General features: G+C 77.4%; 24 protein-coding genes and 2 pseudogenes. 5 read left to right on the top strand and 21 right to left on the bottom strand.

Annotation, left to right across the window (positions count from 1 at the left end; genetic code table 11):
* The 7 genes from GSF02_RS15430 to GSF02_RS15400 form a co-directional block, all read right to left on the bottom strand.
* A partial coding sequence (locus GSF02_RS15430) for a glycosyltransferase family 2 protein (protein WP_159798104.1) occupies positions 1 to 885 on the bottom strand: 885 nt, incomplete at its 3' end.
* On the bottom strand, positions 882 to 1889 hold the full coding sequence (locus GSF02_RS15425; protein WP_159798102.1) for a glycosyltransferase: 1008 nt from the start codon (positions 1887 to 1889) through the stop codon (positions 882 to 884). The genes GSF02_RS15430 and GSF02_RS15425, both read right to left, overlap by 4 nt.
* The gene (locus GSF02_RS15420) at positions 1882 to 2751 is read right to left on the bottom strand and encodes a hypothetical protein (RefSeq protein ID WP_159798100.1); all 870 of its coding nucleotides are present in this window, start codon (positions 2749 to 2751) and stop codon (positions 1882 to 1884) included. Before GSF02_RS15420 ends, GSF02_RS15425 begins: the two co-directional genes overlap by 8 nt.
* Complete coding sequence (locus tag GSF02_RS15415) at positions 2752 to 3579, bottom strand: ABC transporter permease (RefSeq protein ID WP_159798098.1); 828 nt, start codon at positions 3577 to 3579, stop codon at positions 2752 to 2754.
* A 2-nt stretch (positions 3580 to 3581) separates the two neighbouring features.
* Entirely contained in the window at positions 3582 to 4796 is a 1215-nt protein-coding gene (locus tag GSF02_RS15410) for an ABC transporter ATP-binding protein (protein WP_235915619.1), read from the bottom strand.
* A gap of 61 nt (positions 4797 to 4857) precedes the next feature.
* Positions 4858 to 6126 (bottom strand): glycosyltransferase family 4 protein, encoded by a 1269-nt coding sequence (locus tag GSF02_RS15405; protein WP_159798096.1) that lies wholly within the window; start codon positions 6124 to 6126, stop codon positions 4858 to 4860.
* Complete coding sequence (locus GSF02_RS15400) at positions 6123 to 7241, bottom strand: glycosyltransferase family 4 protein (protein ID WP_159798094.1); 1119 nt, start codon at positions 7239 to 7241, stop codon at positions 6123 to 6125. Before GSF02_RS15400 ends, GSF02_RS15405 begins: the two co-directional genes overlap by 4 nt.
* Positions 7242 to 7355: 114 nt before the next feature.
* Between GSF02_RS15400 and GSF02_RS15395 the strand changes: the two genes are divergently transcribed.
* Positions 7356 to 8507, top strand: a complete 1152-nt coding sequence (locus tag GSF02_RS15395) for a glycosyltransferase family 4 protein (protein ID WP_159798093.1) — start codon at positions 7356 to 7358, stop codon at positions 8505 to 8507.
* Here the strand turns inward: GSF02_RS15395 and GSF02_RS15390 are convergent.
* The 4 genes from GSF02_RS15390 to GSF02_RS15375 all read right to left on the bottom strand — a co-directional run bounded on the left by GSF02_RS15390 (position 8483) and on the right by GSF02_RS15375 (position 10432).
* Entirely contained in the window at positions 8483 to 9388 is a 906-nt protein-coding gene (locus tag GSF02_RS15390; RefSeq protein ID WP_159798091.1) for a glycosyltransferase family 2 protein, read from the bottom strand. The genes GSF02_RS15395 and GSF02_RS15390 overlap by 25 nt on opposite strands.
* A gap of 79 nt (positions 9389 to 9467) precedes the next feature.
* A complete protein-coding gene (locus tag GSF02_RS15385; RefSeq protein WP_159798089.1) occupies positions 9468 to 9977 on the bottom strand; it encodes a helicase associated domain-containing protein in 510 nt (169 codons plus the stop codon).
* Positions 9974 to 10159 carry a hypothetical protein gene (locus GSF02_RS15380; RefSeq protein ID WP_159798087.1) on the bottom strand — a complete coding sequence of 62 codons (186 nt, stop codon included), beginning with the start codon at positions 10157 to 10159 and terminating at the stop codon, positions 9974 to 9976. Before GSF02_RS15380 ends, GSF02_RS15385 begins: the two co-directional genes overlap by 4 nt.
* Positions 10160 to 10282: 123 nt before the next feature.
* Positions 10283 to 10432 (bottom strand): hypothetical protein, encoded by a 150-nt coding sequence (locus tag GSF02_RS15375; RefSeq protein ID WP_159798085.1) that lies wholly within the window; start codon positions 10430 to 10432, stop codon positions 10283 to 10285.
* Positions 10433 to 10521: 89 nt separating this feature from the next.
* On the opposite strand from GSF02_RS15375, the gene GSF02_RS15370 reads away from it, so the two are divergent.
* Positions 10522 to 10905, top strand: a complete 384-nt coding sequence (locus GSF02_RS15370; RefSeq protein WP_159798083.1) for a tautomerase family protein — start codon at positions 10522 to 10524, stop codon at positions 10903 to 10905.
* Positions 10906 to 11111: 206 nt separating this feature from the next.
* Positions 11112 to 12290, top strand: coding sequence for a glycosyltransferase family 4 protein (locus GSF02_RS15365; RefSeq protein ID WP_159798081.1), 1179 nt, complete (start codon positions 11112 to 11114; stop codon positions 12288 to 12290).
* Here GSF02_RS15365 and GSF02_RS15360 read toward each other — a convergent pair.
* From GSF02_RS15360 to GSF02_RS15330, 7 genes and pseudogenes are all read right to left on the bottom strand, one after another.
* Entirely contained in the window at positions 12280 to 13239 is a 960-nt protein-coding gene (locus tag GSF02_RS15360) for a glycosyltransferase family 2 protein (protein WP_159798079.1), read from the bottom strand. The two genes, GSF02_RS15365 and GSF02_RS15360, sit on opposite strands and share 11 nt — an antisense overlap.
* Positions 13240 to 13307: 68 nt before the next feature.
* Entirely contained in the window at positions 13308 to 14792 is a 1485-nt protein-coding gene (locus GSF02_RS18925) for an apiosidase-like domain-containing protein (RefSeq protein WP_235915618.1), read from the bottom strand.
* Positions 14789 to 15499 carry a PIG-L deacetylase family protein gene (locus tag GSF02_RS15350; protein WP_159798077.1) on the bottom strand — a complete coding sequence of 237 codons (711 nt, stop codon included), beginning with the start codon at positions 15497 to 15499 and terminating at the stop codon, positions 14789 to 14791. The genes GSF02_RS18925 and GSF02_RS15350 overlap by 4 nt, the downstream gene beginning before the upstream one ends.
* On the bottom strand, positions 15496 to 16218 hold the full coding sequence (locus tag GSF02_RS15345) for a polysaccharide pyruvyl transferase family protein (RefSeq protein WP_159798075.1): 723 nt from the start codon (positions 16216 to 16218) through the stop codon (positions 15496 to 15498). Before GSF02_RS15345 ends, GSF02_RS15350 begins: the two co-directional genes overlap by 4 nt.
* 125 nt (positions 16219 to 16343) lie before the next feature.
* Positions 16344 to 16862, bottom strand: a pseudogene (locus tag GSF02_RS19175) (polysaccharide pyruvyl transferase family protein); the annotation flags it as partial.
* 38 nt (positions 16863 to 16900) lie between these two features.
* Positions 16901 to 17752: a sugar phosphate nucleotidyltransferase gene (locus GSF02_RS18920; RefSeq protein WP_159798073.1), complete on the bottom strand. Its 852-nt coding sequence runs from the start codon at positions 17750 to 17752 to the stop codon at positions 16901 to 16903.
* Positions 17749 to 19335: a glutamate-1-semialdehyde 2,1-aminomutase gene (locus tag GSF02_RS15330; RefSeq protein ID WP_159798071.1), complete on the bottom strand. Its 1587-nt coding sequence runs from the start codon at positions 19333 to 19335 to the stop codon at positions 17749 to 17751. Before GSF02_RS15330 ends, GSF02_RS18920 begins: the two co-directional genes overlap by 4 nt.
* A gap of 186 nt (positions 19336 to 19521) precedes the next feature.
* On the opposite strand from GSF02_RS15330, the gene GSF02_RS15325 reads away from it, so the two are divergent.
* On the top strand, positions 19522 to 20085 hold the full coding sequence (locus GSF02_RS15325) for a dTDP-4-dehydrorhamnose 3,5-epimerase family protein (RefSeq protein WP_201308955.1): 564 nt from the start codon (positions 19522 to 19524) through the stop codon (positions 20083 to 20085).
* Here GSF02_RS15325 and GSF02_RS15320 read toward each other — a convergent pair.
* From GSF02_RS15320 to GSF02_RS15310, 3 genes are read right to left on the bottom strand one after another with little or no spacing between them, the layout of a single operon-like run.
* Positions 20072 to 21298, bottom strand: a complete 1227-nt coding sequence (locus GSF02_RS15320) for a transferase (protein ID WP_159798069.1) — start codon at positions 21296 to 21298, stop codon at positions 20072 to 20074. The genes GSF02_RS15325 and GSF02_RS15320 overlap by 14 nt on opposite strands.
* Positions 21299 to 21316: 18 nt before the next feature.
* The gene (locus tag GSF02_RS15315) at positions 21317 to 22681 is read right to left on the bottom strand and encodes a class I SAM-dependent methyltransferase (RefSeq protein ID WP_159798067.1); all 1365 of its coding nucleotides are present in this window, start codon (positions 22679 to 22681) and stop codon (positions 21317 to 21319) included.
* Positions 22678 to 23709 (bottom strand): NAD-dependent epimerase/dehydratase family protein, encoded by a 1032-nt coding sequence (locus GSF02_RS15310; RefSeq protein ID WP_159798065.1) that lies wholly within the window; start codon positions 23707 to 23709, stop codon positions 22678 to 22680. Before GSF02_RS15310 ends, GSF02_RS15315 begins: the two co-directional genes overlap by 4 nt.
* A 176-nt stretch (positions 23710 to 23885) precedes the next feature.
* On the opposite strand from GSF02_RS15310, the pseudogene GSF02_RS15305 reads away from it, so the two are divergent.
* Positions 23886 to 24454, top strand: a pseudogene (locus tag GSF02_RS15305) (glycosyltransferase); the annotation flags it as partial.

Genomic DNA, 24454 nt, shown 5'->3' with positions numbered 1-24454 from the left:
CACGGCCTCGAGCTCGGCGGGCCCCGGGGTGCCCGCCGCCGCAGCTCGGCGGCGCACGGCCGCCAGCGCCGCCCGGTGACGCAGCGCGCGCAGCCCCAGCAGCCGGACGTCGGTGCCGAGCCAGTGGTGCGCCACGTACGCGTCCGACCGACCGCGCCGCGCCGCGGCGTCGAGCCAGGCGGCGCGGGTCAGGCGGTCGGCGTCGGGCCGGTGCACGACGGGCGGGCCGTCGGCGCGCACCACGCGCGCGCCGGCACGCCGCGCCATCCACTCGAACAGCACGTCCTCGCCGAACCCCGTCCCCGGCGCGCCGGCCCCGAGCGCCGGGTCCCACAGCGCGACGCCGAGCAGCTCGCGGCGGAACGCCATCGCCGCGCCCACGAGCGCGGGCGCCGGCGCGGCGTCGTCGGTCTCGGCCAGCCAGCGCCGCAGAAGCGGCTCGGCGGGGTACGCCGGGTCGTCGGCCAGCCGCACGCGCCCGGCGACGAGGTCGGCGCGCCCGTCGAGCAGCGGCGCGGCCATGCGCCCGAGCCAGCCGGGGTCGACCTCGACGTCGTCGTCGGTCATCACCAGCACCGCCCCGCGCGCGGCGGAGCTGCCCACGGCGCGGGCCCGGCTGAGCCCGGGCAGCGCGGCGTGCACGACGCGCACGCGCGGGTCGGCGCGCACGGGCGCGGGCAGGGCGGCCTCGACCTGCGCGCGGGCGCCGTTGTCGACGAGCACGAGCTCGGCGGCGAGCGCCGCACCGTCGGGCCCGGTGCACCCGTCCAGCGCCGCGACGGCACGGGCGAGGAACGGGGCGAGCCGGTCGGGCCGGTCGCGCGTGGCGACCACGAGGCTCACCACCAGCGCGGGTCCCGGGCCGGCGGGCCCGCCGGCGATCACGACCGCTCCCGCGCCGGGAGGCGGTCGTGCCGCCGGTCGCGCAGGCCGGCCGGCCACCCCACGGCCAGGCCGGCGACGTCGACCCCGACGCGCGCCAGGATCGCCGGGGCGCGCAGCCGCTGCGCGACGCCGGGCCGGCGCCCGTCCTCGTCGCGCACCCGGCCCAGCAGGGCGCGGGCCATCCACCGCAGCCGGCCGCCCTCCTCGCGCAGCACCGTCCAGGTGTGCCGGCGCGTCACCGGCGCCGCCGGGCCGTACACCCGCACGAGCATCGCCTGGTGGTTGCGCCGCCGGTAGAAGTCGTAGCGGCGGTCGAACCGGTCGCCCCGCCCGGCGTACGGCGCCGACACGTGCCGCACCACGGCCCGGGGCGCGAAGACGAGCCGGCGGCCGAGCGCCCGCTGGCGCAGCGCGATGTCGGTCTCCTCGCACACGCACGGGCCCGGGTAGCGGCCGTGCACGCCGCCGACGTCGAGCAGCGCGGCGCGGCGGTAGGACATCGTGGCGCCGAGCAGGTGGTCGACCTCGATCGTGCGGCCCGGGTCGGCGGCGAAGTAACCGGTGAGGCGCCCGTCCGGCAGCAGCCGGCCGATCCGGTCGAGGCCCTCCTGCTCCTCCCCCGGCTGCCCGTTGACGATGCGCCCGCCGACGCCCACCACGTCGGGGTCGGCGTACGGGGCCAGCAGCTCGTCCAGCCAGTCGGGGTCCACGTAGGCGTCGTCGTCCACGAACGCCACCACGTCGCCGCGGGCGTGCGCCACGCCGATGCCGCGGGACTCGGGCGTGGTGCCGGCGCCGAGCTCGTTGCGCAGGTAGCGCACGCCGGGGTGCGCCTCGACCACGCGTCGCGTGGCCGGGTCGGGCGAGGCGTCGACGACCAGCACCTCCAGCGGCGCCGTGCGCAGCCGCTCGAGGTGGGCCAGGCACTCCGCGACGTAGCGCGGCCGCCGGAACGTCGGGATGACCACGGACACGGTGAGGGCCGGCGCGGGGTTCTCAGCCATGGTCGGCCTCCCGGCGCAGCGTGCTGAGCCGGAACCACTCGGGGTGGCGGCGCAGCGGCGTGGTCGCCGCCGCCGCCCACGGGTGGCGCTGCCGGGACGCCCAGCGCCGGTAGACCACCGGGTGGGAGTACTCGGCGCTGTGCCCCGACCAGCCGAACTTGCGGCGCATGTGCTCGTCGGGGCGCACCCACGAGTAGTGCACCACCGCGTCCTCCAGCGGCACCACCTCGTGCACCAGGCTGCCCGGCCCCTGCGCGGGGTCGGTGTTCCACGGCCGCAGGTCGACGCGGTAACGCACGGCCGACGGCGCCTGGCGCGCGCACTCCAGCCGGGTGCCGGGGCGCACGGCGAGCGGGCCGGGGAACCCCGCGACCGGCCGCCAGAACCGGGTCGAGGCCTCGAGGTAGCGCCCGCCGGGCGCCGCGTCGCCCACCCGGGCGTAGAGCCAGCGCGCCGGGTAGTCGAGCGCGGTCGCGCCGGCGGCGTCGGCGCGCGCGAGGGCCCCGAAGAACGCCTCGGGCGCGGCGACCACCTCGTCGGTGTCGAGCTGCAGCACCCAGTCGGCGCCCTCGGACGCCTGCGCGAGCGCGACCCGGCGCTGGTGGGTGTCGTTGTCGAGCGGGTCGTGCCCGGGGCGCCAGAAGTCGCCGGGCGCGAGCTCGCAGCGGCCCTCGACGTCGAGCTCCTTGAGGATCGCCAGGCACTCCTCGACCGGCAGCGGGGTGCCGGACCACGAGGTGGCGCTGCGGTCGTAGGACACGACGATCCGCTCGACCCGGTCGTAGTACGCGCGCACGCTCGCCGCCAGGAACGCCGGGTCGGCGGCCAGGACGTACGCGGCGAGCCGCAGCCGGCGGGCCACCTAGATCACGTCCGCGAAGTTGCGCTCGTTCTTCTGGAAGACCAGCACCCCGGCCAGCAGCACGAGCGCGCTCACGCCGACCATGCCCGCGACCTGCCACGCCGGCGGCGCGTCGAGCCCCAGCACCGAGAACCGGAACGCGTCGAGGAACCACGTCATGGGGTTGGCCTCGAACAGCAGGCGCACGGCCGGCGACAGCCCCTCGACCGCCTGGACCGAGTAGGCGACCGGCGAGGCGTACAGCAGCAGCTGCAGCGCCCACGGCAGCGCGTACCCGATGTCGCGGTACTTCACCTGCACCGACGCCGCGGCCAGGCCGATGCCGAGCGCCACGCCGAGCAGCAGCACGGTCCACACCGGCAGCAGCAGCACCGCCCAGCCGGGGTTGACGCCGTAGACCAGCAGCAGCACGGCGCCGAGGGCGAGCGCGACGGCGAAGTCGAGCAGCACCGACAGCGCGGTGGACAGGGGCACGAGCAGGCGGGGGAAGAACACCTTGGACACCAGCGCCTGGTTGCTCACCAGCGACGGCGCCGCGCGGCCCACGGTCTGGTTGAACAGGTTCCAGGCGAGCATGCCGGCGTAGCTGAACAGGAAGTACGGCACGCCGTCGCTGGGCAGGTTCGCGACCGTGCCGAACACGAGCGAGAACACGCCCGCCGCGGCCAGCGGCTGCAGCACCACCCACACCACGCCCACCGCCGTCTGGCGGTAGCGCAGCAGCACGTCGCGCTGGCCGAACCGGTACAGCACCTCGCGGGCGCCCCACAGCTCGGACCAGCGCGGCAGGCCGAGCCGGCCGGGGGGCGTGATGACGACGGTCTCCACGGTCAGCGCCCCTCGTAGTCGTAGTCGGCCAGCACGACGCCGTGCGCCGTGGCCTCGTCGAGCGTCATCTCCGGGTACGGCGAGCCGGGCAGCACCTCGAACGTCGCGGCGCCCTCCCAGGCGTCGAGCACGCCCATCTGGCACACGAAGACGTCGACCGTGTAGCGCCCGGGCTTGAGCCACGGCGCCCGCAGGCTCAGCCGGATCTCCTGCTCCTTGGCCGGGTCGTACCAGCCGCCCACCGGCCGCGAGTCGCACTGCGCGATCACGGTGCCGTTGGCGTCGTTGACGTGGCAGGAGACGAAGTACTGGCCCACCAGGGACGCGTTCGCCCCGACGTGCACCGTGAACGACTTGGTGTCGGCGGGCTCGTAGACGTCCGAGCCCGGCACCACCGCCGAGGCGCGCAGCGCGCCGCTGCCGGGGCGCCGGTCGGGGTCACGCTGCTCGGCGGCGAACTTCTCGAAGCTGCGCCGGTAGACCTCGAGCGTGTCGTCGACGGTCCCGGCGTAGGTGAGCCGGCCGCGGTCGAGGAAGATCGCGCTGGTGCACAGCGCCGTGACGGTCTGCACCTGGTGGCTGACGTACAGCACCGTGCGCCCGTCCTTGGCGACGTCGCGCATCTTGGCCAGCGACTTGGCCTGGAACTCCGCGTCGCCCACGGCCAGCACCTCGTCGATGGCGAGGATCTCGGTGCGCAGGTGCGCCGCGACGGCGAACGCCAGGCGCACGTACATGCCCGAGGAGTAGCGCTTGACCTGGGTGTCCAGGAACTTCTCGATCCCGGAGAAGTCGACGATCTCGTCGAACGACGCGCGGATCTCCTTGCGGGTCATGCCCAGGATGGCGCCGTTGAGGAAGATGTTCTCCCGCCCGGTCAGCTCGCCGGAGAACCCGGTGCCGACCTCGAGCAGGCTGCCCATCCGCCCGTGCAGCTCGATGCGCCCGCGGGTCGGCGCGGTCACCCGCGTGAGGATCTTCAGCAGCGTCGACTTGCCGGCGCCGTTGCGCCCGACGATGCCGAGCGCCTCGCCCCACGGCACGTCGAGGTCGATGCCGTCGAGCGCGTCGAACTCGGTGAACCGCGAGCGGGCCATCGGGCTGCGCAGGCGCGCCACGAGGGCCTCGACCGCGGTGGTGGGCGCCTGCCCGGACCGGCCGATGCGATACGTCTTGCCCAGGCCGCGCACGGACAGGGCGGGGGTGACGGGGGTCACGTCAGCGAGCCTAGGGAGAGGGCCCTGCGGGGCCTACGGATCCGCGGGGTGAAAGGCCGATTCACCCGGCTGCCCTCCGGCTCGCGGGGGCGCGCCGGGCCCGCCGACCGGGTCTGCGGAGACGGGCCCGGCGGCGGGCCGCGCGCTCCTGCGCGGCCTCCCGGAGCACCGCCTCGATGCCCGCGGCGGTGTGCGCGAGCGTGAAGCGCTCTTCCACCAGCGCGCGGCACCGGTCGCCGAGCCCGGGGTCGGCGTCGCGCCAGTCGAGCGCGGCGTCGATCGCGCGCGCCAGGTCGTCCGGGTCGCCGGGCGCGGCGAGGAACCGGTCGAGCTCGCCGGCGAGCACCTCGGGGATGCCGCCGATGCGCGAGCCGACGGCCGGGCGGCCGGTGGACATCGCCTCGATGAGCACCCGCCCGAACGCCTCCTCGCGCGCGCTGGGCAGCACCACGACGTCGGCCGCGTGCAGCAGCGGCAGCACGTCCTCCTGGTGGTCGAGCCAGGTGACGTCCTCGGCCTCCGCGGCCAGCGGGTCGAGCACCGCGGCGTACGACGGGTCGGTGTAGCGGCCCGCGACGACGAGCTGGTAGGGCCGCCGGCGGCGGCGCGCCGCCTCGAGCAGCACGTGCACGCCCTTGACCGGGTTGAGCTGGCCGTAGAAGACGACGACGGGCACGTCGGGGTCGAGGCCGAGGGCCGCCGCCGCGGCGTCCCGCTCGGCGCGGCCGGCGGCCGGGTAGGCGGCCGGGTCGACGCCGTTGTGCACCACCCGCACCTTGCGCTCCGGCACGCCCAGGTCCACCAGCGCCTCCTTGACGAAGTGCGACACCGCCAGCACCCGGTCGGCGCCCGCCAGCAGCAGGCCGTCGCGGCGCGGGCGGGCGTCGATGACCACGTTGACCTGGCACACGCATGCCGCGCCGGTCAGCCGCGCCACGGGCACCGACCAGGTCATCCCGAACTGGCGCACCTCGAGCACCACGTCGGGCCGCCGCCGGCCCACGCGCGCCACCGTGCTCAGCACCGACGGCACGATCCGCACGGCGTCGTCGACCAGCCCGGCCAGGCGCTGCGCGCGCGCCGGCGCCCCGCGCAGCCACCGCGGCGGCGTCCAGAAGATCGAGTGGTCGGTGTGCCCCACCCGCCACGTGCGCGCGCCGAGCGCGCGTACCCGCGCGGTCACCGCGGGGCTGGGCTCGAAGTACCGCGGCTCCTGCAGGGCCAGGTCCAGCACGACGCCGCGGCGCCGCAGCTCCTCGAGGATCTGCAGCAGGTTGACCGCCTCCCCGTGCGCGTGGCTCAGGTCGCGCACCAGCGTCAGCACCCTCACGGGGTCACCCCCGGGGTGACGTCGCGGGCGGCTCCCGGGACGCCGGGCGGCGGGACGGCGGGCGCGACGCCCAGCACGTCCCGCCACACCGCGGCGTGCCCCGCGGCGGTGCGCGCCCAGGTGAACCGGGCGGCCCGGGCCCGCCCGGCGACGACGCGGTCGGCGACGCCGGCGCCCTCGTCGAGCACGTGCACCAGCCCCTCCGCGATGGCCGGGCCGTCCGGCTCGACGAGCCACGCGGCGTCGCCGCACACCTCCGGCAGCGCCGCCCGCGCCGCGGCGACCACGGGCACCCGGCAGGCCATCGCCTCCAGGGCGGGCAGCCCGAACCCCTCGTGCAGCGACGGCACGACGACGGCGCTGGCGGCCGCCATGAGCGGCGGCAGCACGGCGTCGGGCACGCGCCCCGGCAGCACCACGCCGGGCAGGTGGCCGAACAGCCGCTCGCGGCGCTCCGACGGCGGGCCGCACAGCACCAGCCGCACGTCGGGGTGCGCCGCCCGCACCAGCGGCCACGCCGCGGCCAGCCCCTCGAGGTTCTTGCGCAGCGTGGAGCCGCCCGCGTGCAGCACGAACCGCCCCGAGATCCCCAGGGCCGCCAGCGCCACGCCGTCGAGCGGCGCGACGTCGAAGAACTCCTCCCCCACGCCGTTGTGCACCACGTGCACGCGGTCGAGGCCGAGCAGCTCAGCGGCGTCGTCGGCGGAGAACTGCGAGACGGCCACCACGGCCGCCGCGCGCCGGGTCTCCTCGGCGGCCCACGGCTCGGGCGGCGTCTCGTCGGGGAAGCGCCAGGCCACGGTGTCGTGCACGGTCACCACCTCGGGCACCGTGGCGGGCGGCAGCGACAGGCCCATGCGGTGCACGACGTCGGCGCCGCGGTAGAGCACCGCGCCGGCCGCGCGGCGCACGGAGGTGGGTGCTGACCGCAGGAGCCAGCCGGGGACCCGGGCGGTGCCGGGCAGCGAGGACCGGAGCGTGCGCAGCACCGCGCGGCGCACGTCGACCGCGCCGCCGAGCGCGGCGGGCGCCATGGCGGCGACGCGCTCCTCGTAGGCCTGCTGCCCCATGGGCGTGCCGGCGGCCAGGGTCGCCAGCGTGAGCGTCGGACTCATGGGTCATTCTCGTCGCAGCGCGCGCCGCGGACGCCATGGGCCGACGGGGTGATCCGGGGGTGATTCCCGCCGGGCCGCGACGCGCTGCGGACCCGGCGTCCCTACGATCGGCGCGTGACCACCGTCGCGCTCGTGGCGAGCTCGTACTGGCCCCGCGTCGGCGGGGTCGAGGAGCACGTGCGCCGCCTGGCGGCGGTGCTGCACGCCCGCGGCCACCGCGTGGTGGTGTGGGCGGTGGACCGCGGCGACGACGTCGCGGGCGCCGACGACGTCGTGCCCGGCGTCCGCGTGCGCTACCTGCCCGCGCCGCTCGCCGCGCGGTCGGCGCGCTCGCTGCGGGACCTGGCACTGGCCGCGCCCGGCGCCGCCGCCGCGTGGTGGCGCGCCGCCACGGCCGACCGGCCGGACGTGGTGCACGTGCAGTGCTACGGGCCCAACGGTCCGTGGGCGACGGCGCTGGCCGCCGCGCGACGCCTGCCCCTGGTGGTGGGCGCGCACGGCGAGACGTACATGGACGAGTCGCAGGTCTTCGAGACCTCGGCGCTGATGCGCCGGGCGCTGCCGTGGTCGCTGCGCCGCGCCCGGGCCGTGACGGCCTGCTCCCACCACGCGGCGGCCGACCTCGCGCGGTTCGGCCGGGACCCGGCGCGCACCGTCGTCGTGGCGAACGGCGTGGACCCCGCCGAGCCCGCCGGGCCGCCGCCGGGCTGGCTGCCCGAGCGGTACCTGCTGGCGCTCGGCCGCATGGTGCACGTCAAGGGGTTCGACCTGCTGCTGCGCGCGTTCGCCCGCGCCCGGGCGGAGGGCCTCGTGGACGACGACGTCCGCCTGGTGCTGGCCGGCGACGGGCCGGAGCGTCCCGCGCTGGCGGCGCTGGCCGACGAGCTGGGCGTGGCCGACCGGGTCGTGCTGCCCGGCGCGCTCGGCCGCCCCGACGTGGTCGCCACGCTGGCCGGCGCGCTCGGCCTGGTGGTGCCCAGCCGTGTGGAGGCGTTCGGCATCGTGGTGCTCGAGGGGCTGCGCGCCGGCGTGCCCGTGGTGGCGACGACGCGCGGCGGCCCGCGCGAGATCGTCACCGACGGCGTCGAGGGCCTGCTCGCCGACCCGGAGGACCCTGCGGCGCTGGCCGCCGCGCTCGGGCGGCTCGGGGACGCGGACCTCCGGCGCCGGCTCGGCGCGGCCGGGCGCGCGACGGCCGCTCGGTACACCTGGGAGGCGGTGGCCGACCGCGTCGAGGCCGTCTACGCCCGCGTGCTGCGGGCCTGACGCGCCTGCTCCAGCGCGGCCCGGGCGCGGCGCACGGCCGGCCCCGCCACCGTCCGCAGCGCCACCCGCCAGCGCGGCGGGTCGAGCGCCAGGCGCTGACGCCGCCGGTTGCGCTCGACGACGTCGGCGAGCTCACCGTCGCCGGCGGCCCGCAGCGCGTCGCGGTGCAGGCGCAGCACGCGCTCGGTGCCCGCCCACTGCGCGCGGCGGCGGTTGGTCATCGAGCCGGCGTGGCGCCGGTAGTCGACGAGCGCCTCGTCCACGAACCAGGCGGCGCCGTCGAGCGCGAGGCGGAAGGACAGGTCGCGGTCCTCGGCGTAGGCGGTCGCGGGGTGGAAGGTGCCGACCCGGTCGAGGGCGGCGCGGCGCACCACCATGACCGGGCTGATGATGCTCACCCGGTCGTCGAGCACGTCGGCGGCGGTCAGCGGCCCCTCGGCGAACGCGTCGCTGACGGCCAGCGGTGCGCCGTCCTCGTCGACCACGCGGAACCGGCAGTACGACGCCACCAGGGCGGCGTCGGCCTCCAGGGGCGCCACCTGGCGCTCGAGCCGCCGCGGGTCCCATCGGTCGTCGTCGTCGAGGAAGGTCACGTACCGGCCGGTCGCCACGGCGATGCCCGCGTTGCGCGCCACCTGCAGCCCCGAGGGCCGCTGCCGCACGACGACGGGCTCGAGGTCGGCGAAGGCGGCGAGGGCGTCGGGCACCGCCTCGGCGTCGGGCGTGCCGTCGTCGACGACGACGAGCTCGACCGCGCCGGGGTCCACGGTGCCGTCCCGCGCCGCGCGCAGCGTCTGGGCGCGCACGGAGCCGAGCGCCTCGCCGAGGTACGGCGAGACCCGGTTGGTCGCCAGGACCACGCTCACCAGCGCGGAGGTCACGCCGCCACCCTAGGCAGCGGGCGCCGGGGCGGGAACGGCCCGGCGGCACAATCACCCGCGGCGCACCGCGGCTCGGGCCCTACCCCGCGGCGCCGTCCCAGCCCGGGGCCAGCTCGTCGAGCTGGGCCCGGCGGGCGGCGCTCCACCGCCCCGGGCGCTCGGGGTTCGCGGCGGCGGCGCGCTGGTCGTGCAGCCAGCGGCCGAGCCGGGCGACGTGGGGGTCGGCCGAGTGCTTCGAGGGCCACCGGCCGGTGGCCGACCGGTACTCCGCGACGGCGGTGGCGTGCAGCCGCCAGCGGAGCTCGGTGGTGTCCCGCCACCCGGGCAGGGCGGCGTCGAGCACCTGCAGCTGCTGCGCCGTGAGCGCGGGGCCGCTCCCGCCCGCGCGGGCGCGCTGCCGCACCAGCCAGGCGGCGAGCGCGCGCTCGGGCGCGGTGGCGGAGGCTCCGGACGACGGCAGCCTGCCGTGGTGCGCGACGAACCCGCGCAGGTCCCGCAGCGCCGCCCCCCACGCGGGTCGGTCGACCGGGGAGGCGGTGCCCGCCCCCGGCCCGGCTGCCGGTGCGGTCGGACGGCCCTGCGGCATCATCGGGCGACGGGCACGTCGAGCACGTACCCCATGAGGAACCCGAGGAGCACGCTGAGGGCGGCGAGGACGGTGCCGGCGAGCACCAGGAGCCACCGGCGGGCGGCCAGGCGCCGAGCGCTCGGCGCGGCGAGGGGGACGGAGGTCGAGATCGGGCCGGGTGGTGCGGGGCGGGGATGCGTCATGACTGCCTTGCGGGACGTGAGTGCGTACGGGGGTGCGAGGGGTGGTCGCACGCGGGGGCCCCGCCCGCGACCCTCTTCTCGAGTCGTGGGCGGGGCCCTCGTGTGCCGCCTGTCGTCAGCTCATCAGCTGGCGGTGCGGCGTCGGGCGGCGCGCATGGCCAGCAGGCCCAGGAGCAGCAGCAGGGCTGCGGCGCCCACGAGGCTGCCGATCATCACGCCGGTCTGGGTGTTGTTGGTCCGAGCACATACCAGCGCGTTTTCGCAGGTGAACAAGGGTGATGCGGAAATCTCACCCAGCTGCTCACCCCGTTTCGGGCGGTTTTTCACCCGGTGAGCCGGGTCGTGCCCGCTAGGGTCCGGGCATGGTCCACGTCACCGTCAGCGGGCTGCGCCGAGTCTGGGGCGAGCGGCGCAGCGAGGTGTCCGACGCCCTGCACGCCGCCCTGGTGAGCGCGTGGCGCATCCCGCAGGACAAGCGGTTCCACCGCTTCCACCTGCTCGACGACGGCGACCTGCTGGTGCCGCGGTCCGACGCCTACCTGCTGGTCGAGGTGCTCTGCTTCGCCGGGCGCTCGCCGGAGGCCAAGCGCGCGCTGGTGCGGGCGATGTACGACGACGTCGCCCCGGCCCTCGGCCTCGCGTCCGACGACCTCGAGCTGGTGGTGGTCGAGAGCCCGCGGGAGAACTGGGGCATCCGCGGGCTGGCCGGCGACGAGCTGGCGCTGGGGTACCGCGTCGACGTCTGAGCCGGCGCTCGGCCGGCACCGGGGCTCGCTCCCCCACAATCACCCGGCCGGCGCCCCCGCCGGCTCTGCCGCCGACCAGGGCGCCGCGCCTACGATCGCAGCACCGCCGCCCGACGTCGGGCGGACGCCGCCCGAGCAGCGCCGACGCCGGCGGCCGGGCGGGGACAGGGCACGACAGGGCCGCGACAGGCCGGGAAGGGGCAGCCGTGCCGCACCGCGCCGTCCACGTCATCACGCCCGGCGACCACTTCTCGCCGCGCACCGGCAGCGCGATCCCCACGGTGGTGCACGGGCTGTGCGCGGCGACGCCCCCGGGCGAGCCGCGCCCGGCGGTCGTCGTCGCGCGCGGGACCTACCCCGACCGCTACCCCAGCGCCGACGTCCTCGAGTACGCCCCGGCCCCGCCCGGCGGGCGCGCCGACCGGGCGCTCGACGCGCTGCGCTCCCGCGCCGGGCTCCCCCGCGAGGGCGCCCGCCGCGCCTTCCGCGCCGCGCTGGCCGACCAGGCGGCGTGGCCCCCCGCCGTCGTGCTGCTGCACAACGCGCCGCAGGCCGTCGGGCTCGTCGACGCCCGCCACGTGCCGGTGCTCTACGCCCACAACCAGCTGCTGCGCACCTACACCCCCCGCGAGGCGGGCCGCGCGCTGGAGCCGGCCGCCGCGGTGGTGTGCGTCAGCGCCCACCTCGCCGAGCAGACCGCCGACCGGCTGCCGCCGTCGCTGCGCGAGCGCGTCCACGTGGTGCGCAACGGCGTCGACGCCCGCGCCATCCGGCCGTCCGGCCGCGCGGCCGGGGACGTGCTCGAGGTGCTGTTCGTCGGCCGCACCGTGCCGGACAAGGGCCCGGACGTGCTGCTGCGCGCCGTGCGCCGCCTGGTCGACGCCGGGCGCGGCGACGTGCACGTCACCGTCGTCGGCTCGTCGGGGTTCTCGGCCACCGACCCGCTGACGCCCTACGAGCGCGGCCTGCGCGAGCTCGCCGCCGGCCTCGGCCCGCACGCTGACGTGCGGCCGTTCGCGCCGCGGCCGGCGGTGGTCGAGCTGCTGCGCGGGGCCGACGTCGTCGTGGTGCCGTCCGTGTGGCCCGAGCCCTTCGCCCTCACCTCGCTCGAGGGGATGGCGGCCGGCGCGGCCGTGGTCGCGTCCGACGTCGGCGGCGTCCCGGAGGCCGTCGGCGAGGCCGGGCTGCTGGTGCCGCCCGGCGACGACGCCGCCCTGGCCGCCGCGCTGGCCGGGCTCGCCGACGACCGCGACGCGCTGGCCGCCGCCCGCCGCCGCGCCCGCGCGCACGCCGAGGCGCGCGACTGGTCGGTGGTGCGGGCGGAGCTCGACTCCGTCCTGGGCCGCACCCTCGGCGACGGCGCGCGGGCGGACCTCAGCGCGTGAGACGCCCGCGGCGCGCCGCCGCGCGCGCGGTCGCGCGCAGGGCCGTGCGCAGCGCCAGCAGGTTCTGCTTGACGTCGCTCGCGTAGGACCGGCGCCGCGGCACCGCCCAGCCGCGCACCACCGCCCGCAGGCAGCGGCCCCGCTCCCCCGGCGGCAGCGGCGCCGCGAGCACCGAGCGCACCAGCTCCACCAGGATCCGGGTCTGCGGGAACGTCAGCCGGAACCGGGCGTCGGGCCGGTTCTCCTGCACCTGCGCGAGCCCCTCGAGCACCGAGCCCTGCTCGGGGTGGCGCCGGGAGAAGAACAGCTGCTCGGGCACCTTGACCGCCGGGGCGCGCAGCAGCAGCCGCGCCCCGAGCACCACGTCGCCGCCACGGATCTCCGGCTCGCCGCCGATCGCCCGCAGGAAGCCCGTGCGCCACACCCCGTACTCGATGTGCACCGCCTGGCGCACCAGGAAGTGCTCCAGCCGCGCGCTCGGCCACGGCGCGGTGAGGTCCAGGTCCTCGTCGCCGAGCTCCCCGATCACCTCGCTGTCCGGCCCGATGAGCCGCACCCGGTCGTAGGCCAGCGGCGCCTCAGGGTGCGCGTCCAGCGCGGCGACGCACCGGGCGAGGTGGCCCGGCGCGGCCACGTCGTCGGCGGCGTTCCAGGCGAACAGCTCCGTGCGCGCCAGCTCCAGCACCCGGGTGAAGTTCCACGCCCCGCCGCGGTTGACCTCCTCGCGGTGGTACCGCACGCGCGGGTCGCGCGCGGCGAAGTCCTCGCAGATCGCGCGCGTGCCGTCGGTCGAGGCGTTGTCGGAGACCACGACGACGAGGTCGCGGTAGTCCTGCGCCAGCAGCGCCTCGAGCGTCTCGGCCAGGTAGCGCGCGCCGTCGAACACGGGCACCCCCACGGTCAGCCGCGGCTGCTCCCCCGGTGCCGGTGCCGGTGTCGGTGCGGTCATCGTCGTCCCCCTGTCGGTCCCCTGTCGGTTCCCTGTGGTCCGTCTCGGTCGTCGTCCCCGGTGCCGGGTCAGCGCAGCACCAGCAGCCAGTCGCTCGCGCCGTCGGCGTTGCGCCCCGGCGTCGTGAAGTCCGGCCCGGGCCCCGCGGCGTGCCGGGCGCCCGACGACGGGTCGACCCACGTCGCGACGACGCCGGGGCGCAGCAGCCCCAGGTCGAGGCGCACGGTGCGGGCCGTGGGCACGTACACCGCCGCCTGCGCGCCGTCGGGCGTCGCGGCGGCGGTGACGTAGTCGTCGTCGAGCACGTCGCCGGGCGCGTCGTCGAGCACGGGCCGCCCGCGCCCGGACTCTACCAGCGCCCGCCCGCCGTCCACGGTGGCCGGCCCGCCGTCGGGCACCAGCTCCCACCAGCGCAGCCCCGCCAGCACGTCGCGCGCGACCGTGACCGCGCGCACGCCCGGCGAGCCCAGGCGGTCCTGCCAGCCGGGCAGCAGCTCCCAGTCGTCGGTGCCGAAGAAGTCGCCGGCCGCGCCCGACGTCATGGCCCACAGCACCTGCCGGCGCAGCGTCTCGGGCGTGGTGGGGGCGGTCTCGGCCTGGTTGTTCTCGCCCTCGTAGTTGCCCTCGCCGAAGACGACCGGCCGCGCCGGCGCGGTCGCGCGCGCGTCGAGCACGGCGCGGTAGGTCGGGTAGTAGGAGTAGGCGAACACCCAGTCCACGCGCGGGGCCCAGAACGGGTTGTCGGTGCTGCGCGAGACGTCGTACCCGAGCTGGACGGAGAACGGCCGGCGGTCGCCGGCGTCGCGGATCCCGCCGAGCGCGGCGTCCATGCACCGGTCGACGTCGCTGCCGGCCGCCGGGTCGTCGGTCTGCGGGAAGTAGTCGCCGCCCATCACCCACACCACGTTGGGCAGGCCGGCGAACCGCTCGGCCACGGCGCGGCCGTAGGCGCGGCAGTCGTCCGGGCCGCCCGGGGAGAACGCCTTGCCCACCGACCACCCGTCCACCGGGTAGAGGAACAGCGTCAGGCCCAGCCGCCGGGCGGTCTCGGCCGTGACGACGACCCGGTCCCAGTACGCGTCGTCCAGCCGCGTGACGTCGCCGTCGACGAACGGGTGCAGGCCGTCGACGGTCGCGCCGTCGTCGCTGGGGGCACCGTTGGCCACCGCGCCCAGCAGCGCCGTGAGCACGGCGTTGAAGCCCTGGCCGGCGCGGGTCTGCAGGTAGTGCCGCTGCTCGTCCGGCGTGAGGTCGGTCAGCAGCGACCACGGCGAGTCGCCGCGCACGAGGAACGGCTCCCCGCGCTGGTCGACGAGGTAGCGGCCGTCGGGCGAGACGGCGGTCGCGAAGGGCGGGTCGTCGGGGCTGCCGCGCGCGGCCGGCGCGGCGTCCGGCGACGGCTCCTGGGAGCGGACCGGCGCCGCCGCCGGCCGCTCGCCGCGGCCGCCCGGCCCGGCGGGCTCGCCGTCGCGCCCGGCCGTCACGCCCAGCCCCACGAGCACGACGACGGCCGCGAGCGCGAGCAGCACCACCGCTGCCCGGGGCCGGGTCACGCGCCGCCCGCCGGGTCGCGGTCGGGCCCGACGCCGGTCCCGGGGTCGGGCGCGAGGTGGTGCGCAGGGTCGAGCCCGAGGTCGAGCACGGCCTTGCGCACCACGAACGCCTCGGCGTAGCGGGCGCGGCACTCGACGCCGCGCAGGCGCAGCAGGCCGAGGAACGTCTCGGCGTCCCACCAGTCGTGCGCCTTCTGGGACGGGTAGGCCGCGTCGAGCAGCTCCACCTTGCGGCGGGCCGCCTGTGCGGGCAGCGGCACGTAGGTGTCGGGGCGGCCCAGGTCGCCGTCCCACTTGGGGATCTCGTAGTGCAGCACGACGGCGTCGCGCCACACCGTCGGCGCCAGCTCGCCGAGCAGCCGGTGGTCCTGGTGGGCGTCGTCCGGCCGTGGGGCCAGCACCACGTCGGGGGCGGGCGTGCGGGCGGCGTGCTCGTGCAGGGCCGCCTTGACCGCGCCCCAGTGCTCGGGCAGCCGGCCGTCGGGCAGCCCGGCGAAGGCGCTGCTCGCGCCGGGCCAGAACGCCGCCGCCGCGGCGCGTGCCTCCGCCTCGCGCGCGGGCGTGCCCGTGAGCGTCAGGAACGACGCCGTCGTGCCCGGTCGCGCCGCGAGCTGCAGCAGCGTGCCCCCGCACCCGATCTCCAGATCGTCCGGGTGCGCGGCGATGCCTACCACGTGCAGCCGCTCCGGCAGGCTCAGGCCGATCATCCGACCACCCCCTCCGCGTCCTCCTCGCGCTCCTCGGCGCCGCGTGCGCCGTCCCCGCGGCTGCGCGCGGGCTGCAGCCCCAGCAGCGCCCGCACCCGGTCGCGCTGGCCGGCGAGCGCGGCGCGCGCGGCGAGCAGGGAGACGGCGAGCGCGGCGCGCTCCACGTCGCCCTGCGCGAGGATCTGGTTGACCTGCGCGGCGACGATCTCCGGCGTGAACGTGGTGACGTCGTGCGCCCGCCCCGTGGTGCCGGCCTGCTCCAGGAGCCACCGCTGCTTCTCCGCGTACCCGACGGCGACCGCCGGGATGCCGGCCCGCAGCGCGGACACCAGGTTGTGGTACCGGGTGGCCACCACGGCGGCGCACCCGCGCAGCCAGGACTCGAGCGTGGACATGTCCGCGGCCGGGGCCAGCACCACGCGCTGCGGCGGGCAGCCCGCCCGCCGCGCCGCGGCCACGACGCGCCGGGCCGTCGGCGCGTCCACGGCGGCACCGCCGATGACCCGGACGGCCACGCCGCCGTCGACCAGCCGCCGCACGAGCCGCACGGCGCGGTCGAGGTAGGCGGCCTGGTCCTCGGGTCCCTCGGGCGCGCCGAACCCGGAGTACTGGATGACGCCGACGGCGACCACCGGCACGCCGTCGCCGAACCCCCCGCCCCCGAACCCGCCGTCGCCGTAGTCGTCGCCGTGCCGGCCGGAGCGGCGGCGGGCGAGCACGTCGTCGGCGAACGGGTCGCCGAACGCGTCACCGAACGCGTCACCGAACGCGTCGTCGGCGGACCCGCCGCCGCGGTGCCCGGGTGCCCCGGGCGGCGCCTCGGCCAGGACCGGTCGGGCACCACCTGCGGGCGGGGCAGCCCGGACCGCTCGACGACGTCGGCCGAGCCGTCGTCGCGCACCGTGACGTAGGTGGACCAGGCGAGCGTGCGGCGGAACAGCCGCTGCACCAGCGGCCCGCCGAGGCCGTCCGCGCCCACCGACAGCACGAGGAACGGCCGGCGCAGCAGGCGCGCCGCCCCGGCGTACCACAGCAGCGTCAGCGGGATGCCGCCCGGGCTCACCCCACGGCCCTCGAGGATGCCCGTGCCGGGCACCAGCACCGCGTCGGTGGCCCGCACCGACCGCCACGCCAGCGCGGCGTCGCGGGCCTTGCCCACCACGGCCGCCGACCGCCCGCGGGCGTCCGCCGGCCGTGGCGCGTGCAGGGGCGCCGCGGGCACGCCGTGCTCGGCGGTGACGACGTCGGGCGCGTCGCAGACCACGGTGACCTCGACGCCGTCGGACGGCTCGAGGAGCCGCAGTGCGGCGGCGAGCGACGCCTCGTTGCCGAGGTTGCCGATGCCGAGCTGGCCCAGGAACACGATCCGCCGCACCGGCCGACGGCGGCCCGGCCGACGGGTCACCGAAGGGAGCCCGAGGGCGCGACGTACGGGACCGGGACCGGCGCGGCGGCGCGCGCGGGCCCGCGCGCGCCGGCGTCGTCCCACACGGCCCACGGCCGCGTGCCGCGCCGGTCCATGTCCTCCAGGGCGCTGCGCTCCTTGAGAGTGTCCATCGGGGCCCAGAAGCCGTCGTACCGCACGGCGCGGAACCGCCCGTCCCGCGCGGCCCGCACGCACCCGTCCATGACGAGGTCGTCGCCCTCCTCGAGGTAGTCGAAGATGCCCTGGCGCAGCACGAAGTAGCCGCCGTTGATCCGCATCTCCATGTCGGCCACCGGCTCGATGCCGGTGAGCCGGCCCTCGGGGTCGATCCGCACCACGTGGAACGAGTCCTGGGGGTCCACGGCCAGCAGCGAGCCGACGGCGTCCGTGGCCAGGAAGTCGTCGACGATCCGGTCCATCGGGGCGTCGGTGAGCACGTCGCCGTAGTTGGCCAGGAACACCTCGTCGTCGTCGAGGAACCGCCGCACGCGCCGCAGCCGCTCGCCGATCGCGGTGTCGATGCCGGTGTCCACGAACGTGATGCGCCACTCGCTGACGTCCGTGGAGAGCAGCTCCACCTGGGTGCAGCCCTTGGACAGCACGAAGTCGTTGGAGTGCGTCTCGCGGTAGCCGAGGAAGTAGTCCTTGACCGCCGTGGCGCCGTAGCCGAGCGCGAGCACGAAGTCGGTGTGCCCGAAGTGCGCGTAGTACTTCATGATGTGCCACAGGACCGGCCGGGAGCCGATCGGCATCATGGGCTTGGGCAGGGACTCCGGCCCCGTGCGCATGCGCATGCCGAGCCCGCCGCAGAACAGCACGACCTTCATCGAACCGGCCTTCCGTCGTCCTCGGACCCGGCCCTCGCCGGGGTCCACCTCGTCGTGTCCCGCGGGGACGCGCCGCCGCCCGGCGCGTCCCCGCCGTCGGGCGCGCCGCCGCCCGGCACGCCCCCTCCCCCGCCCCGCTCCCCGACGTCGTGCACCTCGACGTCGTGCACCTCGACGTCGTGCGCGCCGCCGCCCGGCACGCCCGCGTCGTGGTGCAGCCGCCGCGGCGCCGCCGTCGCGCGCAGCGCCGGTGCCACCGGCCGGCCGGCCAGGAACCCGTCGGTGGTGCCCGCGTCGAGCGCGGCCGCGTACACCGGCAGCGCGCCGGCCACGGCCTCGACGGTCCGGTCCACGTCGTCCTCGGTGTGGGCCGCGGACACCACGAACGACTGCGCCAGCACGCCCCGGCGCAGCAGCTCCTGGAGGAACAGGGTGCGGAAGGCCTGGGAGGGCTCGCCGGCGGGGTCGCGGGTGCCGAACACCAGGCACGCCGGGTGGCCGGACACGGTGACGTACCCGCCGAGCCCCGCGTCGTCGACCACCTGCGTCACGCCGGCCCGCAGCCGCTCCCCGCGCGCGGACAGCACCGCGGGCACGTCCCGGGCGGCGTACTCGCGGTGCACCGCCAGCCACGCGGCCAGCCCGGCCACCTCCGCCCCGTGCGTGGTGGACAGCAGGAACACCCGCGGGTCGTCGGTGGCCAGGCCGCCGAGCTCCATGAGCTCGCGCCGCCCCGCGAGCGCCGAGACGGCGAACCCGTTGCCGAGCGCCTTGCCCCAGGTCGACAGGTCCGGCGTGACGCCGTACACCTGCTGCGCCCCGGCGGCCGACCAGCGCATCCCCGTGATCATCTCGTCGAACACGAGCACCACGCCCTCGCGGTCGCACAGCGCGCGCAGGCCGGCGAGGTAGCCGGGCGACGGCGCCGCGGCGCCCGTGGCCGCCTCGAGCACGACCGCGGCCACGCGCCCGGGGTGGGCGGCCAGCAGCGCCTCGACGGCGGGCAGGTCGTCGTACGGGAAGCCCACCGTCAGGTCCTGCACCGCCCGCGGGACCCCGGCGTCCATCGCGGTGGTGCCGATGAACCAGTCGTCGACCGAGAAGAACGGCTGGCTGCGGCAGACCGCCACCAGGTCCCGCCCCGTGGCCGCCCGGGCGAGCCGCACGGCGGCCGACGTCGCGTCCGAGCCGTTCTTGGCGAACTTCACCATCTGCGCCGTCGGCACCTGCTCCAGGAACGCCTCGGCCGCGCGCAGCTCCCAGACCGTGGGGCGCGAGAAGCTCACGCCGTCGGCGATCGCGGCGGCGACGGCGTCGACCACGGGGCGGTGGCCGTGGCCCAGGGTCACGCTGCGCAGCCCCATGCCGTACTCGACGTACTCGTTGCCGTCGAGGTCCCACACGTGCGCGCCGGCCCCGCGCACCAGCACGGGCGTCATCCGCTCCGGATACTGGTCGGAGCCGCGGGCGTAGGTGTGCGCGCCGCCCGGCACCAGCCGGTGCAGCCGCGCCTGCGCGGCGGCCGAGCGCGTGAACGTGGGGCCGTCCGTGCGGACGGCACCGTCGGTGAGCTGTTGCGTCATGCCGAGCTCCGGTGCCTTCGGGAATCCCGTCGGCCGGCGCGCAGGTGCCCCGGTCGCCCCCCACCGAAGAGTCTGGGGCGGCGTCGGCGGCCCGGGAACTGCCGCGCACGTTCTTCACCCCGCGACGGTCCCAGGTTCACCCGCCGCCGCGCCCCGACCGCCGCGCGCCGTTCCTACGGTGGAGGCATGATCCAGGGCCTGGCCGTGCAGACCACGACGTTGGCGGGCGTGCTGCTCCTGGCGCCGACGCCGCACCGCGACGAGCGCGGGCTGTTCACCCGCACGTTCGACGCCGCCACCGCGCGCGCCGCCGGGCTCGACCCGGCGGCGTTCGTGCAGGACTCCCAGTCGCGCTCGTTCCGCGGCGTGGTGCGCGGGCTGCACGGCCGCACGGGCGGCGGCGAGGCCAAGCTGGTGCGGGTGGCGCACGGCGCGGTGCACGACGTCGTCGTCGACGCGCGGCCGGGCTCGCCGACGTTCGGCCGGTGGGAGGCGTTCCGGCTCGACGACACCGACTTCCGGGTGCTGCACGTGCCGCGCGGCTGCCTGCACGGGCACCAGACGCTCACCGACACCGCCGACGTCTGCTACCGCATCGACGCCGAGCACGACCCGGCCGAGGACGTCGCGGTGCACCACCGCGACCCCGAGCTCGCCATCGACTGGCCCCTGCCGGTCACCGCGATCAGCGCGCGCGACGACGCCGCGGGCAGCTGGCGCGACCTCGCCGCGCGCCTCAGCCGCGCCTGAGCGGCGCGGCGGGCACGGGCTCCGGCTCGGCCACCACCCACCGGCCGCCGGCCGCCTCGACCTCCGGGTGCGCGGCGCGCACCTCGTCGAGCAGGTCCGGCACCAGCAGCAGCACCCAGGCCGGCCGCAGCTCCGCCAGCGCCGCGGGCGGCAGGACGGGCACGCGGGCGCCCGGCGGCGCGCCCGGCATCGCCCGCCCGGCCTTGGCGGGCGAGGCGTCGACGACGCCGCGCAGGTCGGCGGCGGTGACCTCCGCCAGCGTGAGCAGGGCGACGGCGCGCGACGCCGCGCCGTAGCCGAGGACCGGCTCCCCCCGGCGGGCGTCGAGCCACGTGCGCAGGGCCGACGACGACGTCGTGACCCGCTGCTGCAGCGCCGCCACACGCCCCGGCACCGTGACGCCGAGCGCCGCGTCGTCCGCGAGCGCCGCCGCCAGCGCCTCCTGCAGCACCGCGTCGGCCTGCGCCGCCGTCGCCCGGCGCGACCCGCGGCGGGCCAGCGCGACGACGAGCGTGCCGCCGTACAGCGGGTAGCGCCACAGGCCCACGGGGGCCAGGCCGGTGTCGCGCGCCATCGCCAGCAGCACCGTGAGGGAGTAGTAGGCGTAGTGGCCGTGGCGCAGGGCGTTCCACGTGCCGCCGCGCAGGATCGTGCTCAGCGGGTGCACGTGCAGGGCGAGCACCCCGTCGGGCCCCAGCCGGGTGGCCCGGCCGGCCAGCGCCGCGCGCTGGTGCGGCTCGTGCATGAGCCCCAGCGAGTCGACCAGCAGGTCCAGCGGCCGGCCGCGCACGTCGTCGGCCGCGCCCGCGCGGGTCACCGTCAGCGGGCGCACCTGCTCGCGCAGCGCGGGCAGCCACGACCCGCCGTGCGGGCTGGGCCGCTCGCCGACCCGCGCGCCGGGCCGCACCAGGCCGGCGGCCACGAGGTCGCCCACCGCCGCGCGCGCCTGCGCGACCAGGGCCGCCGGCTCGACGCCGCGCGGCTCCTGCGCCCCGGTGGGGTCGTCCTCGAGCTGCGCCAGGTGGCACACCGAGCACAGCACCATGCGCAGGTCGTGCACCGGGTCCGGCAGCGGGTCGTCGGGCAGCGGGAAGCGGTCGGCGGCCGGCTGCCGGCCGAGGTCGAGCACCACCGTGCCCACGGCCGCCCGGCACCAGCGGCAGCGCCACGCGGGCGACGGCGCGGTGGAGCGGGCGGCCGCGGGGGTGCTCAACGCGTGCTCACCTGGGGCTCACGTGCCCGGCTCGAACACCTGCAGGCGCGGCAGGAACGTCACCAGCCGCCCGCCCCAGCCCGCGACGTGCGCGAGCTGCTGGGAGATCTCCCGGCGCAGGTTCCACGGCATGATCACCACGTAGTCGGGCCGCGCCTCGTCCAGCGCCTCGGGCGGGCGGATGGGGATGCGCGTGCCGGGCGTGTACCGGCCGTGCTTGTACGGGTTGCGGTCGACGGCGAACTCCACCAGGTCGGGTCGCACCCCGCAGTGGTTGAGCAGGGTGTTGCCCTTGCCCGGCGCGCCGTACGCCACCACCCGGCGGCCCTCGCGGCGGGCGTCGAGCAGGAACCGCAGCACGTCGTCGCGCACGTCGGCCACCCGCTGGGCGAACCCGGCGTGGCCCTCGACCGTGTGCAGCCCCGCGGCCTCCTCGGCCGCCAGCACGCGGGCCACCGCCGCCGACGGCTCCGGCGCGGTGACGCCCACGGCCGCCGTGGGCGCGGACCACGTGCGCAGCGAGCCGCCGTGGCTGGGCAGCTCCTCGACGTCGACGACGGTGAGCCCCGCCGCCTCCAGCACCCGCTGGGTGGTCAGCAGCGACAGGTAGCTGAAGTGCTCGTGGTAGATCGTGTCGTACTCGTTGCCCTCCACGAGACGCAGCAGGTGCGGCACCTCGATGGTCACCCGCCCGTCGTCGGCGACGAGCGCGCGCAGGCCGCGCGCGAAGTCGACGATGTCCGGCACGTGGGCGAACACGTTGTTGGCGACGACCAGGTCGGCGGGCCCGTGCTGCGCGCGCACGCGCACGCCCACCGCCTCGCCGAGGAACTCCACGAGCGTGGGCACCCCGGACTCGACGGCCGCGGCGGCCACGTTGCCGGACGGCTCGATGCCGAGGCAGCGGATCCCGCGCTCCACCACGTGCTGCAGCAGGTAGCCGTCGTTGCTGGCGACCTCGACGACGAACGAGCGCTCGGGCGCCAGGCCGAGCCGCTCCACCGCGTCGTCGACGAACCGCCGGGCGTGCGCCACCCACGAGTCGGAGAACGACGAGAAGTATGCGTAGTCGTCGAAGATGTCGGTGGCCCGCACGTACTCCGGCAGCTGCACGAGCAGGCACTGGTCGCACACGCGCACGTGCAGCGGGTAGAAGGTCTCCGGCTCGTCGGCGTGGCTCGCCGGCACGAAGCTCTCGCACGGCGGCGACATGCCCAGGTCGACGAAGGTGCGGGTCAGCGCGGCGCCGCACAGCCGGCACGCGGGCGCGGTGATGGTGCGCGGCGCGGCGTGGCGGCCCGCGGACGGCAGCGTCGTCGAAACCGTCGGCACGGCTCCCGTCCGGGTGGGCGCGGAGGCGGCGGGGCGGGCGTCGGTGCTCATGCCGCCACCACCGTCCGCAGCGAGGTCAGGTCCAGCCGGCCGGCGTCGGCCAGCTCGCGCACCCGCCGCAGCCGCACGTACCGCGGCCCGTCGAGGTCCGCGGCCTCCAGGCCGCGCACCGTCGCGTCCTGCCACAGCTCCGCCACGCCCTCGCGCACGGTCCAGCGCGGCGCGGCCCCGGGCAGCAGGTCGCGGATCTTGGCGAAGTCCACGCGGTAGTCCCGCACGTCCGCCCCCGCGCTGGGCGCCACCGTCACCGGTGCGCCGGTGACCTGCGCGACCCGCTCGGCCACGGTGCGGATCTGCAGCACGTCCTCGTCGCGCCCCACGTTGAACGCCTGGTCGTGCACCACCTCGCGGGGCGCCTCGAGCGCCGCGACGAACGCCCGGGCGATGTCCTCGACGTGCACGAGCGGGCGCCACGGCGTGCCGTCCGACTGCAGGCGCACCTCGCCGTGCACGAACGCCGCACCGGTGAGGTTGTTGACGACGACGTCGGCCCGCAGCCGCGGGCTGGAGCCGTACGCGGTGGCGTTGCGCAGGTAGACCGGCGAGAAGGTGTCGTCCGCCAGGGCGGAGATGCCGGCCTCGGCGCGGGCCTTGGACTCCCCGTAGGGCGTCACCGGGCGCATCGGGCTGGTCTCGTCGACCAGCCCGTCGCCGGCCGCGCCGTACAGCGAGCACGACGACGAGAAGAGGAAGCGCGGCACCCCCGCGGCCTTGGCGGTGCGGGCCATGTGCACGGCGCCGTCGGTGTTGACGGAGAACGTCGCCTCCGGCGCGAGGTTGCCCACCGGGTCGTTGCTGATGGCCGCGAGGTGCACGACGGCGTCGAACCCCTCGAGGTCCTCGGCCACGGCGTCGCGCACGTCGCCGGTGCGCTGCTCGTACCCCCGCGGCGGGGGCCCGAAGTCGCAGCCGTCGTACCACCCGGCGTCGAGGCCCACCACGTCGTGGCCGCGCGCCTGCAGGAACGGCACCAGCACGGCGCCGATGTAGCCTCGGTCGCCGTCGACGAGCACCCGCACGGCCACCACCTCCTCGGGACGGTGTGCCCCCGGCGTCGTGGCCGGGCCGGCGTCTCGACGCTAGCGACCGGCCCGGACGCGGCGTGAGGGCTCCGGCGGGTGAACCTCGCCGGCCGGCGGGTGAATCGGCAGGCGGGGCGTTCCGTGCCACCCGGGCACGGCGGACCATCGTCGCCATGGAGGTCCTGCGGCTCTCGCACTCCGCGGTCGTGGACGCCTGGCGGGAGCGCGAGCGAGAGCTGCGCCGCCGCGGGCTCACGGTCCGCGTCCTCGCCGCGCGCCGGTGGGACGAGGGCGGCCGCCCCGTGGACCTCGTGCCGCGCCCCGGCGAGAGCGTCGAGGGCGTGCGCACGTGGGGCACCCACCCCGCCCTCTTCGTCTACGACCCGCGGCCGCTGTGGCGGGCGCTCGGCGTCCCGCACGACGTGCTCGACGTGCACGAGGAGCCGTTCGCCCTGGCCACCGCCGAGGTCCTGGCCCTGCGCGCGCTGCGGCGCGCCTGGGACCGTGCCCGGGGCCGGCGCGCGGCGGCGGCGCCGTTCGTCGTCTACAGCGCCCAGAACCTCGCCAAGCGCTACCCGCCGCCGTTCCGCTGGGTCGAGCGGGCGGTGCTGCGCCGCGCGGCGGGCGCGCACGTGTGCAACGACGACGCCGGCCGGGTGCTGCTGGCCAAGGGGGCCCGCGGGCGGGTGGTGACGATCCCGCTCGGCGTCGACCCCGCCGTCTTCCGCCCGGCCGGCGAGGC

It is taken from the genome of Puerhibacterium puerhi (assembly GCF_009846865.1).
In the GTDB taxonomy this organism is placed as follows: Bacteria; Actinomycetota; Actinomycetes; order Actinomycetales; family Cellulomonadaceae; genus Puerhibacterium; species Puerhibacterium puerhi.
The sequence above is the reverse complement of the archived record's forward strand: the minus strand, read 5'-3'. Positions and strand labels throughout refer to the sequence as shown.